Genomic DNA, 14,301 nt, shown 5'->3' with positions numbered 1-14,301 from the left:
TATCGGCAGAAAGGCAGGAAACTTTATTCAGAAGGCAATATCTACCACGACAACATCGCTATAGGTACCGGCAGGAGGCGTGGTCTGGTTGGGCAGTACTCTGGCCGTGTAGCTATACGTTTTTAAAAGACCGTCACTGCTGGTCTCTGAGGATGCACTACTGGCCCAACGTTCCGTACCCGTGCTGCCCCAACGGTTAGTGCTGTTTTCTTTATAGATTTCATAGCTCAGGCGGTTATTACCGTTTGCCATATTGCGTACCGTTCCAGTGGCGTAACTACCGTTATTGATACCAATGGTGTAACTACTGCCTTTGGTACAGGTTACCGCTACCGCTTGCGCAACGACCGGGAAGTTTTTTGCCAGTGGCGCACTGCCAAAATTAACGTTGGGAGCAGTGATGGTAATGCAATCGTTGGTGACAGTGAGATTGAGCTGAAGGGTACGCACTACAGTATCCGTTTGCGGACTCAGGCAGATCCCAACACCCGCAGCACAAATATTGTAAGTAACACTGAAATTCAGTGTGACCTGATACGGCCCGGCACTAACATTTTGTCCGGTGGTCGTGGCGAAATACAGCGGCAGGGTATAGCGTGCTGTGACCAATAAATCCAATAATGTGCTACCGCTCCAGGTATAGCTTCCACCAATATTAATATCACTATTACCGGCACATGCCGCTTGAGTACAGAGTCGGACGGGGATTGCATCGGCAACACTGCTATTATCGCTGCGCTTTAATATTGCACGGTTGGTCGCAGATGTCGTGGCTCCGGTGTAAGTGAGCTTTACTGTATCGTTGGTTAGCAAGCCGATAACTTTGTCACATTGCACAATAAGACTGGCACTGGTCGTTTGTACCGTGTTGTTAACGGCAAATGACGTAACCGTACCCAAAGCACCGTTAGTGGTATTAACACTACAAACTGCCCAACAACTGCCTGATAACATCAGCAGCAACAGGCATCCCCATCGCCAGATCATGATCCACTCCGGCAAACCAACGGACCGTAAGTTTTTAATTTATGTTGCGGATTGGGCGTCAACGATAAGCGTGTTTGACATTGTTTGCCATCCGGTGTGATGGCGTGCAGTAGATTAACTGGCGCTAAATTTTCCAGCCAGACGATACCGTCATAACCCACAACTGCTGAAGTCTGATTGTTCAGCAAAATCTCACTTCCCACCGGCAGTATCTGGCCTTTCTCATCATGCAGGATCACGCTGGCGACTTGTTGCTGATCCATGGGGAAATCCACCAGGTAACCACTCTGCCGTCGCAGTGCTACTTTTCGCTCAGTCTCTTTCAGGCGGATATCTGCCGGAAGATTCAAGGTATTAATGCTGTAACTGGCGGGATAATAAGCGGACACACCACTGATCAATAAATAGCCATCATGGTTGGTTTCTCCAACAGGCTGATTCTCATAATTAACCGGGACGCCAGCTTGTCCATCAGTACTCACCACCACAAAGGCATCGTTAATTTTATTGGCGGCAAACAGTTGCTGCTCCATCCATACAAACGATCCCAGTGCCTCGCCCCACCAGGTCATATTGCCACTTTCTCCCCATGTGCCACCTTGCAGTTCCAGATGATCATTACGCCAGCCCAAAGTCGCTTGCTTGTAATTACTGGCTTCAGATTGCCTTGCCCATGCAAGATTCCAGCTAAAGCCGCCATCAGTTGGCATTGAGTGATTGTAGTTAATACGTTGTGTTTGCCCGGCATCCGGCATTTTTTCCATGGTGAACGCAGCACTGTCGCGCTCACCCAACGGAATCTGTACAGACATTGCCACTGTCCAGCCACCCTGCTGCCAGTCACGACTGGCCGCCAGATAAACGCTACTACTCCCCCACAAATTGCGACTCCAGGAGAGATTCAGCAATTCAGTTTTTTGTGCATCGAAACTGCGCACTCCAATCCATGCAGCGCCCACATTGCCCAATTCCCCCATATTAAAGGAAAGTGAATATTGATCGCTTTGTTGGCTGAGCGTCGCTAACGGTACATTATTTTCATCGACCTGAACGACGTTATCGTACAGCGCCAGGTTACCAAATCCGCGTTCACGGCGGGTATGTTGCGTCGCCACACTGAATGCTGCCGTACTGTACTGATATCCCCAGTTGATCTGGTTGCCGCTGCGTCCATGCATCCGGCTTTCGCTGTAGGCACCATTCACAACGCCAAAGTACCCCAGTTTCACGACTGCCCCCGCCCCACCGAGTGCTAATTCTTCAGCGACTTCGCTGTGACCTTCTAAAGTCAGAAAATCGCTGACGCCATAACGATAAGAAGCACTGGCCGCCGCCGGGCCGTAGTTGAAGCTGTCAATGCCATATTCACGACGCAATGCGCCAAAAGATAGTGCCCCATCACTCATTCCGGGTTTAAGCAAATTACTGGCAACATAAAAAGGCAACGAAGTAGTGACTTGCCGTCCGGCAGCGTCCTGAGTGACCAGTACCGCATCTCCGGCACCGTTGATATATGGCAAATTGGTCAGGGTGAATGGGCCAGGTTGCAAACTGGTTGATCCTGCACGATAACCATTAATAAACAAATCTACCGCTGTAGGGACTGCGGCTTCGCCGGAAAACGTCGGCAGCGGCCAGGTCACCAGATCAGGGCGCAGAGAAAAATCACGCCCCCAGTAAACACCACCAAGGCGCACACTGCTGCTCCAGCTTAATGCATCACTTATCACATCCCCGACTCGCCACTGGGTCGCCTGTTGTTCATTGGTGGCGGTGAAGGTGGTGTCATAACGCACATAACCTTCTTGCAAATCGTCAGCTCCGGAAAGTCTCTGACGCCAGAATCCTGTGGAAGAAAGTGATCCCGCATCGTTGAAAAAGCGCAGTTCATGCGAGAGAGTAGCCTGACCACTGCCATTTTGCGTTTTGCTGTTATAGAAGTCGTAATTCAGTAGTACGCCGCTACCATGATGAGCGGTTTGCGGTTCGGCTTCTCCGGCAAATGGCGTAATCCGCTCCGGCAGCCAGCTACGCGGAACAGTTAAAAGCAGTCGCTGACCGCTGCTGTCGTACTCTGCATTGACATGGGTCAGGCGGGAAACATTAACTTCACCTACGGGAAGCTGTTCGGCGGGCAGGCCGGCACGCATCAGATCCGCCCTGGAGAGATAAAAATCACCGTTTCGCTGAGTCACTGGCACCACCTGCTGAGTGTCGTAATAGTTAATGACCAGAGCGAGATGAAAAATCGCCTGTTGCTCAAGGGCATGAGCATTTGGTGGAGGCGGTAACAGATCGTCGTCGGCCATTCCACGCTCAGGCACACTGCTGGTGATAATCAGTATCATCACCACGCCTCTTACCTGGTGGGCGCTGACTGCCATTGATTACTCTGTGTATTCACCGTGGCGGTTAACGAATCCGATTGTGTTACCCCCGCCGGAAGCGGCCAGCGACGGTAGCTGCCAGGCAAAACATATCCCAGTAGCCCCTCGGCAATTATCTTTTGGCTGCCCCCCTGGCGCAGTGAGACTTTACTCAACCGGGCATGAGTATCATGTTGGTTACGCACTTCCAGCAGCGGTTTACCTTGCTCCTGCACGACTCGCCAGCTTAGCTTTGAAGCCTCTACCCTGGTGGGATGTTCGTTTTCTATGGCGGTGACAATACCCTGACCATAAACAAAAAACGGTAGAGAGTAACGCATCTGAACCTTAAGCCCCATTTGCGGTTTACTGGCCTGTTCAGGTTGGGGGATTTCATCAACAATAATGCGATAAGCCTGTTCGACACCCGCTGGCACCGGCGATTGTTTTATCAGTCGAATCAGCTGTTTTTTACCTTTTTCAATCCGCACTACAGGAGGGCTGGCGACGACATCTTGTTGCGGTTGATACCGTTCGAAACCGTCCTGCTGTTGCCAGCGGACAATGCGTACCTGCATGGTGGTGGCTTCACTGCCCTGATTCTGGATCCACAATTCGGTTGCGGTGTTATCGGCTGCCAACCACGGATCGATAGGCCAGAGTAATATCGTTGCCGCACCGTGAGCATTCGGAGCTAACAGCACCGCCGTCAGCGCACCTGAAAACAGGATCGATTTCATACATCTCCCTTTTTACCATGACAAAGTCACCGTAAGTTTGTCGAAATAATTTCCCGCCGGGCTAAATCCGGTCAGTGTCGCTGCACCAAATAGCGGCAGCGCTATGTTATTACTGTCGCTGTACAACACCGATACTGGCTGGTTAACCGTAACTTCACTGTTGGCGGCAAGCGAAGCACTGCTGTACAAGCGATAGGGCACACGATCTGTTCCCCCTGCTCGTTGCAGGTTGCGCACGGTGGTGTAGTTTTGCCCACCGTCAACACTCATATTCAGGACTACACCGGGGGTACAAGCCAGCGACAGCGTTGAGTTCGCCACAAAACTGCCACTCACCCGACGATTTTCCACTCCGCTATATGTGCCAAAATTGATATCGCCTAACGCACCGCCATTACCCGTGGTGATTGCACAACCTGACGTAACCGTGGCGCTCAGCTGAAAAGATTGTGTCGTCACTGCCTGCCCTTGCACGGCGGTTAACATTAGCACGGCATAACTCAGGCGAAACAAGCCACCGCCCCCTGACAGGGGGCATGTCGGTTTTTTCATTATTATGACAAATCAGTAAGTTACGCTGACATTGACCGTATCAGTATATGTACCGGGAACGACCGTTACGCTATTGCCACCGCCCTGAATACGCCCATACAAGGTGTAGTTATCGACACCCCCGGTGCTGGAGGCGACAGGAATCGGTGTGTTATTGCTGATGACGTTGCTATAACCACTGTCGCTATACAGGCTGTAGGCAACGCCCTGAGTGTTATCTGCGGCATTAATCAAATAGCGCCCCGGTGTGCCAGGCGTACCGATAACCGTTCCCGGTGCAGTGGCGTTGGTATTACCTGTCACCTCCACCGTATAGTCGGCTGTTGTGCACTGGATGGTAAAACTATTACCACCACTGGCTCCGCTGAGTTGAGTGGTCAGGGTAGAGAATGTCGCCGGATGTGTACCAAAATCGAGTGTCCCAAAATTGATACCATTCTGACTGGGCGAGCCATTGATAAGGCAGCCGTTAGTCAGCGTCAACGTCACCCCCACCGTACCGCTACTGGTTACGGCAATTGCTAAAGGAAGGTGTAACAGGAAAAAACTCGCCATACCTAAAAACAGATGGTTCTTGTTCATATCTTCACCTCCGAAAAAGCAATAGCTAATAATCCGCAAGGGATAACACACTGATAATCTGAAATTTAGTTTACGGCGGGGAATTCAACCACCCATGTTGCGCTTATTCATGCGTATGGATGATTGACAGGGTTTTATCAGATATTTCATCCTGTTATGAAAATTAACAGGGCGATAACAAAGTATACTGAGAGGATATATTCATTCTTATGTGAAGTTGATCACATGCCAGCACCCGATAAACAGAGTGCTGGCCGTGATATTAAGTGTTACGCCACTTCCGCAGTCGCGCTATCCAGAAGCGCCATTTCCTCACTATTCAGCAGTTTTTCGATATTCACCAGAATCAACATGCGATCACCCAGCGCTCCGAGTCCAGTCAGGTATTCTGTCGCCAGCGTTACCGCAAATTCTGGTGCCGGGCGAATTTGTTCAGCGGTCAGTGAGAGCACATCCGACACACCATCGACAACAATGCCAACGACCCTTTGTCCAAGGTTAAGAACGATCACCACTGTATTATCGTTATAATCCACATCGCCCTGACAGAACTTAACCCGCAGATCGACAATCGGCACGATAACACCACGCAGGTTAGTGACACCTTTAATAAAGGCTGGAGTATTGGCGATACGCGTTACCTGGTCGTAACCACGAATCTCCTGAACTTTAAGAATATCAATGCCGTACTCTTCTTCCCCCAACGTAAAAACCAGAAATTCCTGACCCGTTGGCTCGCCGGCTAATTTGTTCGTTGTATTCATGTTTTTATCGTCCTGTTCAGGCGGCGTTACCCGCCATACGTTGTTCGCGATTTAACCCTTGCAGTGCCGAGACATCGACAATCAGTGCGACGCTGCCATCCCCCAGAATGGTCGCGGCAGAGATCCCAGGCACTTTGCGGTAATTGCTTTCCAGGTTTTTCACCACCACCTGGTGCTGACCGATCAATTGATCCACCAGCAGCGCATAGCGACGGCTACCACTTTGCAGGATCACCACAATCCCCTGCGTCGCTTCCGTTTTCGCTCCCGCAACATCAAAAACTTTCCACAATTCCACCAGCGGTAAGTATTCACCGCGGACTTCCAGTACACGTTCTCCGCCCGCCAGTGGATGTAGATCGGCTTCTCGTGGCTGGAGTGATTCCATCACCGCATTCAGCGGCAGGATGAATACCTCGTCGGCCACGCGTACTGACATGCCATCAAGGATTGCCAGTGTCAGTGGTAGCAAAATACGAATCGTGGTTCCTGCCCCCTGCTTCGACTGAATTTCAACATGCCCGCCCATTTCCTGGATGTTCCGTTTCACCACATCCATACCAACGCCACGCCCGGACACGTCGGTTACCTGTTCGGCAGTGGAGAAGCCTGGCGCAAAAATTAACATTGCCACTTCGTCATCGGTCATGTTGTCACTGACCGCCATCCCCTGAGAAATCGCTTTCGCCAGGATACGCTCACGGTTCAGCCCTGCTCCATCATCAGTGACTTCAATACAGATATTGCCACCCTGATGTTCAGCGGAAAGAATCAAGTTACCCACGCTGTTTTTACCACTGGCCAGTCGTTTTTCTGGCAGTTCAATACCATGGTCAAGGCTGTTGCGCACCAGATGCGTCAGTGGATCAATAATTCGCTCTATCAGGCTCTTATCAAGTTCTGTGGAGCTACCCACCAGCGTCAGTTCAACCTGTTTACCCAGTTTTCCTGCAAGGTCACGGACCAGTCGCGGGAAACGGCTAAACACATATTCCATGGGCATCATGCGGATCGACATGACCGACTCTTGCAAGTCACGTGCATTACGTTGCAACTGCCCCATGCTGGTGATCAGTTCGCCATGTTTAACCGGATCAAGTTCGTTCGACCGTTGTGCCAGCATCGACTGGGTAATTACCAGCTCCCCGACAAGGTTTATCAGTTGATCCACTTTCTCAACCGCCACACGAATGCTGGTGGATTCACTGGCGCGGGCCGGTTTTTCTCGTTCTGCACGGTGTACCGGTGGTTCGCTGACGGGAGCTTTTGCCACCGGGGCCACAGGCTGTTGCGTGACGTTTTCAAAATGAATCTGATCTTCTTCGATCACAAAACAGAGCACCGCCACAATGTCATCCTGCGCGATATCGCCCTCCAGCGTCGCTGCCAGTGAATCTTCACCTTTTACTACCTCGCTTAAGGTCGCCAGATTGCGCAGTTCCGCTTCCAGTAAATCAACTTCTTTACTTTTCAGGCGTGACAACACAATGCGCAACTTGCCATTGGCGTTTGTAGACGGTGCAGCCTCTTTAACCGCCTGTAATTTACTGTGGCTATCGTCGGCAGGTACGGCTTCGCCTTTTGCTTCCAGCGCCAGTTGTCGCAACGCCTGACAGATGTAGTCAAAACTTTCGGCATCCGGCTGTTCCGCATTTTTGTAGGCGTCTAGCTGTTCTTGCATAATGTCTTTCGTTTCCAAAAACAGGTTGATAATGTCGGTGTTCAACTGCAATTCACCGCGCCGGGCCTCGTCCAGCAGGTTTTCCATAAGATGAGTGGTTTCCTGCAGGATCGTAAAACCAAATGTTCCCGCCCCACCTTTGATGGAATGGGCAGCACGAAAAATGGCGTTCAATTGTTCGGCGTCTGGTGCTGCTGGTTGTAGATCGAGCAAATGCTGCTCCATATCAGCTAACAGCTCGTCAGCCTCATCAAAAAATGTTTGATAAAAATCGCTTAATTCCATACTCACGCGGTCACCTCGAATTGGCTGGTGGCGATGTGGGAACAGCCTCAGGCTGTGATAAAACACTTACCGGCTCGTTCTGGCTTTCAGCGTTTTCGTGCAAAATTGCCTGCTCGGTCTGTTTATTAAGTACCAGCAGGCTTATACGGCGGTTAATGGCATCATTGCCACCGCGATCGCTCAGACGCATGGTGGCGGCCATCCCCACGACTCGTAATAATTTGCCTTCTTCAAGCCCCCCGACCATCAATTCCCGGCGGGAAGCATTGGCGCGGTCTGCAGAAAGTTCCCAGTTGCTGTAACCTCTTTCGCCATTGGCATAAGGGTAATCATCGGTGTGTCCGGCGAGGCTAATGCGATTAGGAATACCGTTAAGCACGGGGGCAATCGCCCGCAAAATATCGCGCATATACGGTTCCACGTCGGCACTACCGGTTTTAAACATGGGGCGATTCTGACTATCGATGATTTGAATACGTAACCCCTCCTGCACCATATCGATTTTCAGATGCGGTCGCAGAGCGCGTAGTTTAGGGTCGCTTTCAATCAGTTGGTCGAGATCGCCGCGTAAACGATTAAGCCGACTTTGCTCCATATGTTTTTTCAGCTCTTCAATACTCGGCTGACGGTTAACTTCCCCCTGCTGTTGGGTATAGTCGTCACCCCCGCCGGGAATTGGACTCTGGCTATTAGAGATACGATCACCACCCGTAATGGCTGTCGCCAGCGGTGTGCGGAAATACTCAGCAATCTGAATCAACTCTTTTGGGCTGGAAATTGAAATCAGCCACATCACCAAAAAGAAGGCCATCATCGCGGTCATAAAATCGGCGTAGGCAATTTTCCACGAACCATGCCCCGCGCCGCCGTGGTTTTTGGGCTTACGCCTTTTAACGACGATAATAGGTTGATCACGATTCTTCATACTTCCTCGGTAGTGGCCTGCTGATTCGGGTTTTTCACGGCGCGGACATGTTCTTCCAGCTCCACAAATGACGGGCGCTCACTGGAGTAAAGCGTCTTGCGACCAAACTCGACGGCAATCGGTGGGGCATAGCCATTCAGACTGGAAAGCAGTGTCACTTTGACGCACTGCATCATCTTGGTGGTTTCGGCGCTTTTCTGCCGTAACACTCCGGCCAGCGGCGAGATAAATCCGTAAGCGAGCAAAATACCGAGGAAAGTGCCCACCATAGCGTGGGCGATCAGCGCCCCTAACTCCGCAGCGGGTCGATCAGCCGATCCCAGGGCATGGACAACGCCCATTACCGCCGCAACAATGCCAAACGCGGGGAGAGAATCGCCAACAATTGCCAGGCTATTGGCTGGTACTTCTGCTTCACTTTCATGGGTTTCGATCTCTTCGTCCATCAACGCTTCAATTTCAAAGCTGTTCATATGACCGCTGATGATCAGACGTAGATAATCGACAATAAATTCAAGCATTACGCTGTCTGCCAGAATACGCGGGTAACTGGCAAAAATTTCACTTTCCTGGGGGTTTTCAATATCCCGTTCAAGAGAAAACATCCCCTGCTGGCGTGATTTCGCCATCAGGCGGTAAAGCAGCGCCAGCAGATCCATATACATCGCTTTGCTATATTTCGAGCGACGAAACAAGAGCGGTAACGCCTTGAGGGTTCCTTTGATCGCTTTACCGTTGTTGCCAACGATAAATGCCCCGATTCCGGCACCAGCAATAATCACCAACTCAGCAGGTTGATAGAGTGCTCCAAGACTTCCGCCGGTCATTAAGTAACCGCCGAAAACTGTACCGATAACAACCAGGTAACCTAATATGATAAGCACGACATCATCCTTCCACTGTTGATCATGACAGGATGAGCAGTCGAAGGATTAACCGGGTGAAGTGGCAAAAAAAAGCAGCGGTGGAGAGTGACCGCTGCTGGGGGGCTTTACCATACCGTTTCGGTTACATAGCCTGTTCGATCTGATCATCCAGCAGTTGTGGAATAATATCGGCAGCTTTCTGGCAAAGTTTACGTCTTTTTACAGCGCGAGAGGGTGGTTGGCAAAGACTACAGGCAAAACTGCCTGGCGGCTGGTGCGCATGGGTTATGAAATTGCCACCGCAGCAGTTGCAACTGGAAAGTTCCAGCAGTCCACTCTCAACAAAGCGAACCAGTGTCCAGGCACGGGTTAAGGCCAGTACCGGGCCATCGGCCTCCTGCGGGCACTGTTCGAGATAAAGGCGATACGCTTTGATCACCGCATCAACACCACTACACAGACCGGTTTTGAGTAAAAACTGCCAGGCATTGCAGAACATGGACGCATGTATGTTTTGTTCCCAGGTCATAAACCAGTCAGTAGAGAACGGCAACATGCCTTTTGGCGGTGGGCTGCCTCGCAGCTCCTTGTACAGTTTGATCAGGCGACCACGGCTCAGCTGGGTTTCACTTTCCAGCATCTGCAGGCGTGCGCCAAGGGTGATCAGTTCCATCGCCAGTTGGATATCCCGCGCTTCCTGCACAATGCTTTTTTCACTCATGATCAGCCCCTTCTCTTGCGCTCGGAGGCATCCTGTTGGTTTGCCTCATTCAGCAGCCGCGTGGACAGCATAATTCCGGTGTGGATTTGCTGCAGGTCATCGACGCGGGAGTCCTGAGTCAGACGGGTAATCGTCTGGTGGTTATCAAAGCGGAAATGGCAAACGAGTTGATTCGTTTCTGCCAGTTTAACCATTTGCGGAAGGGTCAGAGCTTCCAGCGTAGTCGCCATCTCCTCATCGATACCGAGACGAAACATGGCAGACGCTTTGTCCTGAAGAATCAGACGCTGAGCAAGGAGTAAATACGACAAATTGATATCGTAGATGTGTTTCAGCAACTCGGATGTATGCATTATTTTCATCCAGAATAACCAGCTATACCCGGCATACTTCAAGTTGCCTGTGCTACGACTCGAATTATGCCAGGTATATATTTTTATGCGGATAATTCCGCACCCCATGATGTCGCCGGAAAAACCGGTAAGAAGAAAAATCAGATAATCGCTATCACGTTATAAATGGGTAACAGGAAGCTCGTAGGGGTAGCATCCATTTACACATTCGCATGATTTCTTACAAATACCTAAGATTTTTCCTAATTCGTCGCAACTCTACTCGCCGCCTCATAGACATACAACGGAGGCCTGCTGCGATTATCGAAAATATGTGATCCAGATCACATAAAACAACAAAATAATTAATGTTTATCAATTAGCAATACTTTTCTGTTGTGGTGTATTTAGTCGACTTATTTTCATCTTATTCAACTTATAGCTTGCTTAACATTTGTCCGGCTTACCGTAATGTGAATATCACGCAACGTGATAATTATTCACGCAACTCTCACCGCGATGAGCTATCGCGCGAAAAAATCTTTTTGAAACAGTATGTTGGATATTTTAAACATAAAATAATTCATATAATTCATGATGTTACCAGAGGAAAAAATTTCGCTATTGGAATATTTAGCGATTTATTTTGCTAACTGAGTGAATATATATCGACTCAATTTTGTATAATTAATCGTCATTATTACCTGTCTACATTGATTAGATTCTTTAATTAATAATCATGATGACCTTCACACTATTGAGAAAGTTAAATATTGCACTATGCTGCGAAAGCGTGTAGTGCTGAACTAAAACTGAACAATCGCTATAGGGAAATAACATGGCATATACCAATATACTTGTGGCTGTCGCTGTAACACCGGAAAGTCAACAATTGCTGGCCAAAGCAGTTTCTATTGCGCGGCCACTTAATGGTCGCGTGAGTTTGATTACGCTGGCTTCTGATCCAGAAATGTATAACCAGTTTGCCGCCCCGATGCTGGAGGATTTACGTGAAGTCATGCAGGAAGAGATTTACGATTTCTTTCGCCAGCTGGAGCAAGAAGCGGGTTATCCCATTGCACAAAGTTTTATTGCCTATGGCGAAATGAGCGAGCACATTCTGGCGATGTGTCGCAAGCATAAGTTTGATCTGGTGATTTGCGGTAATCATAACCACAGCTTCTTTTCGCGAGCATCCTGCTCAGCGAAAAGTGTTATTGGCTCCAGCGAAGTGGATGTGCTCCTGGTGCCGCTTGCCGGGAGTTAATCCTGCTCAGGCCAGCTTAGGAAAGGTCGCCACGTTATTGCGCTGCTGGCTTTCCGCGCTTCGTGGCGCGACTTCCTTTAGGTCACGAATAAAGCGTTCCTGCCAGGCGTTAATATCGTTTTTGATGATCACTTCCATCATCTCCGCATGACGTGATATTCGCTCTGCCAGTGACATAGTTAACGCCCGGTTCAATGCCACTGCCACCTCGTCACGGTCATAAGGGTTAACGATTAACGCCGAAGTGAGCTCATTCGCTGCACCAGCAAATTGTGAAAGTACCAATACACCCGGGTTAGCTGGGTCCTGCGCCGCCACATACTCTTTTGCCACCAGATTCATGCCGTCACGTAACGGTGTGACCAGGCCGACATCGGAATAACGGAAGATTTTCATCAGAAGTTTGCGGTCAAAATGTTGATTCAGATAATAAAGCGGCGTCCAGCCAAGTTGACCATATTTACCGTTGATCCGTCCGGCTTCGTTTTCCAGTTGATGGCGAATATCCTGATAAGCCTGCACGTCACCACGCGAGGTAGGCGCAATCTGCGTATAGCGGATTTTGCCGTGATGCTGTGGATATTTCTCCAGTAGCGCTTCGTAAGCCTGAAAGCGCTCAGGCAAACCTTTTGAGTAATCCAGTCGCTCTACTGAGAAAATGTTCTGCACATTTTTCAGTTCCGCTTTTAATTGCGCCAGTTTTGCGGGCAAAGCCCCGGAAGCCTGATGAGCAATTTCATCTGGCTCAATACCAATCGGATAGACTTCAGTGCGAAATGCTTTCCCCCACGCAGTATGATTGCGCGAGCTGCGGGTGGTGACTCGCGTCTGCCCCGCCAGGCAATCAAGAAATGCCAGACGGTCATTTTCGGTCTGGAAACCTAACAAATCGAAGTCACACAGTTGTTCCAGTAGCGCTTCGCCCGGTGGCAAGGCACTGAAAATTTCTGGCGTCGGGAAGGGAATATGCAAAAAGAAACCGATGCGATTATTAACACCGCGTTTACGCAGCTCGCTGGCAAACGGTAGCAAGTGATAATCGTGGATCCAAATAATGTCATCATCTTCGATCAAGGGTAGAAGTTTATCGGCAAGCATAGCGTTAACCCGCTGATAACCTTCCCAGGCGTTACGCTGAAACTGAACTAAATCAAGGCGATAATGAAAAGCGGGCCACAACACGGCATTGGAGAATTGATTGTAATACTCGTCGAGATCCTGTTCGCTAAGATTAAAAGAAGCCCATGTTATGTTGCCCTTTTTCACCTTTTTTAGCGGCTGATCCTCATTACCCGTTTCGCCGCTCCAGCCAAACCATAACCCCCCTGCAGCCTTCAATGCGCCCAGTATACCAACGGCAAGACCACCAGCACTGGCGGCATGCTCATCAGGTGGGGCAATACGGTTAGATACTACGACTAAACGACTCATAATCATCACTCCTGTTCTCTTCTAATTTTTGTTCTTGTAATGAGTTGGTTATTACTGCAAGCCAGCGCCAGACATCTGGCACGCCCGCCAGCCGCCATTTCGCCTGGGTCTCACCTGCCCCTATTTTCACCGATATGCCTCCCGCCTGATTAACGACAGCAAAGCCGGACTCATCCGTTAAATCATCCCCCCAAAAAATCGGTATCCTTCCAACAAACGGGGTCTCCTGCATAAATTCTGCAATGGCATCACCTTTACAGGTGCCACGTGGTTTAATTTCAACCACACATTTGCCTTGCTGAAGCGCCATTTGCGGCCAGATTTGTGTAATTCGCTGCGCCAGAGTAAATAACAGCGCTTCATGCTGCGGTGCCTGGCGGTAATGCAGGGCAAACGCCATCCCTTTTTCTTCAATCTCCACTCCGGTTAAGCCTGCCAGCGTCGTATGCAGCTGCACGCTGATATCCCGGACCATGGCGTCAGGCAGACGCACAATATGCGTTTTACCATTGATGTCACGGCGTTCTGCTCCATGCACTCCGGCAAGGGGAAAACGATATGGTTTAGCCAGCGTATCAAGCTCAACCATTGAGCGCCCTGAAATCAATGCCAGCGCACCGTCGCTATGGACGGCCAGTTGCTGAAGACCTTGCAGAATCGCGTCAGGAATCGCCACCTGGTCGGGATGCGGTTTGATCTCAGCCAGCGTGCCATCAAGATCAAAAAACCAGGCGTATTTAGCGGAAAGTTCAGGGGCTTCGGTTAACGGTTTGGTCACCCGTTCCTCCTCCTTTATCTTGTT

The 14,301-nt window shown here is 50.0% G+C and carries 14 protein-coding genes; 1 reads left to right on the top strand and 13 read right to left on the bottom strand.

What is annotated here, in order from left to right; genetic code table 11:
* Positions 1-27: 27 nt before the first annotated feature.
* The 11 genes from K0335_RS00785 to flhD form a co-directional block, all read right to left on the bottom strand.
* Positions 28-987: a spore coat U domain-containing protein gene (locus K0335_RS00785; protein WP_000638294.1), complete on the bottom strand. Its 960-nt coding sequence runs from the start codon at positions 985-987 to the stop codon at positions 28-30.
* Positions 984-3,371, bottom strand: coding sequence for a fimbria/pilus outer membrane usher protein (locus K0335_RS00780; RefSeq protein WP_104919638.1), 2,388 nt, complete (start codon positions 3,369-3,371; stop codon positions 984-986). The genes K0335_RS00785 and K0335_RS00780 overlap by 4 nt, the downstream gene beginning before the upstream one ends.
* Complete coding sequence (locus tag K0335_RS00775) at positions 3,347-4,093, bottom strand: molecular chaperone (protein WP_000836025.1); 747 nt, start codon at positions 4,091-4,093, stop codon at positions 3,347-3,349. Before K0335_RS00775 ends, K0335_RS00780 begins: the two co-directional genes overlap by 25 nt.
* Before the next feature lie 12 nt (positions 4,094-4,105).
* Positions 4,106-4,645: a spore coat U domain-containing protein gene (locus K0335_RS00770; RefSeq protein WP_015953324.1), complete on the bottom strand. Its 540-nt coding sequence runs from the start codon at positions 4,643-4,645 to the stop codon at positions 4,106-4,108.
* A 12-nt stretch (positions 4,646-4,657) separates the two neighbouring features.
* Complete coding sequence (locus K0335_RS00765) at positions 4,658-5,227, bottom strand: spore coat protein U domain-containing protein (protein ID WP_001038662.1); 570 nt, start codon at positions 5,225-5,227, stop codon at positions 4,658-4,660.
* A 269-nt stretch (positions 5,228-5,496) separates the two neighbouring features.
* Positions 5,497-5,991 (bottom strand): chemotaxis protein CheW, encoded by a 495-nt coding sequence (gene cheW / locus K0335_RS00760; protein WP_001098483.1) that lies wholly within the window; start codon positions 5,989-5,991, stop codon positions 5,497-5,499.
* Positions 5,992-6,007: 16 nt separating this feature from the next.
* Positions 6,008-7,963 carry a chemotaxis protein CheA gene (gene cheA, locus K0335_RS00755; protein WP_072274242.1) on the bottom strand — a complete coding sequence of 652 codons (1,956 nt, stop codon included), beginning with the start codon at positions 7,961-7,963 and terminating at the stop codon, positions 6,008-6,010.
* Positions 7,964-7,967: 4 nt separating this feature from the next.
* Positions 7,968-8,882, bottom strand: a complete 915-nt coding sequence (gene motB / locus K0335_RS00750; protein ID WP_000796096.1) for a flagellar motor protein MotB — start codon at positions 8,880-8,882, stop codon at positions 7,968-7,970.
* Positions 8,879-9,766, bottom strand: a complete 888-nt coding sequence (motA, locus tag K0335_RS00745) for a flagellar motor stator protein MotA (protein ID WP_000905460.1) — start codon at positions 9,764-9,766, stop codon at positions 8,879-8,881. Before motA ends, motB begins: the two co-directional genes overlap by 4 nt.
* 124 nt (positions 9,767-9,890) lie before the next feature.
* Positions 9,891-10,469 carry a flagellar transcriptional regulator FlhC gene (flhC, locus tag K0335_RS00740; RefSeq protein WP_001291584.1) on the bottom strand — a complete coding sequence of 193 codons (579 nt, stop codon included), beginning with the start codon at positions 10,467-10,469 and terminating at the stop codon, positions 9,891-9,893.
* A 2-nt stretch (positions 10,470-10,471) separates the two neighbouring features.
* On the bottom strand, positions 10,472-10,822 hold the full coding sequence (gene flhD / locus K0335_RS00735) for a flagellar transcriptional regulator FlhD (protein ID WP_002431607.1): 351 nt from the start codon (positions 10,820-10,822) through the stop codon (positions 10,472-10,474).
* 817 nt (positions 10,823-11,639) lie between these two features.
* Here flhD and uspC point away from each other — a divergent pair.
* Complete coding sequence (gene uspC / locus K0335_RS00730) at positions 11,640-12,068, top strand: universal stress protein UspC (RefSeq protein WP_046077443.1); 429 nt, start codon at positions 11,640-11,642, stop codon at positions 12,066-12,068.
* A gap of 6 nt (positions 12,069-12,074) precedes the next feature.
* On the opposite strand, the gene otsA is transcribed toward uspC, so the two are convergent.
* Positions 12,075-13,499 carry an alpha,alpha-trehalose-phosphate synthase gene (gene otsA / locus K0335_RS00725; RefSeq protein WP_000089023.1) on the bottom strand — a complete coding sequence of 475 codons (1,425 nt, stop codon included), beginning with the start codon at positions 13,497-13,499 and terminating at the stop codon, positions 12,075-12,077.
* A complete protein-coding gene (otsB, locus tag K0335_RS00720; protein ID WP_000165652.1) occupies positions 13,474-14,277 on the bottom strand; it encodes a trehalose-phosphatase in 804 nt (267 codons plus the stop codon). The genes otsA and otsB overlap by 26 nt, the downstream gene beginning before the upstream one ends.
* Between the last annotated feature and the right edge of the window lie 24 nt (positions 14,278-14,301).

The sequence above is a fragment of the Escherichia sp. GZ89 genome (assembly GCF_019366485.1).
Taxonomy (GTDB): domain Bacteria; phylum Pseudomonadota; class Gammaproteobacteria; order Enterobacterales; family Enterobacteriaceae; genus Escherichia; species Escherichia fergusonii.
This window is presented reverse-complemented; position numbering and strand designations above follow the sequence as displayed.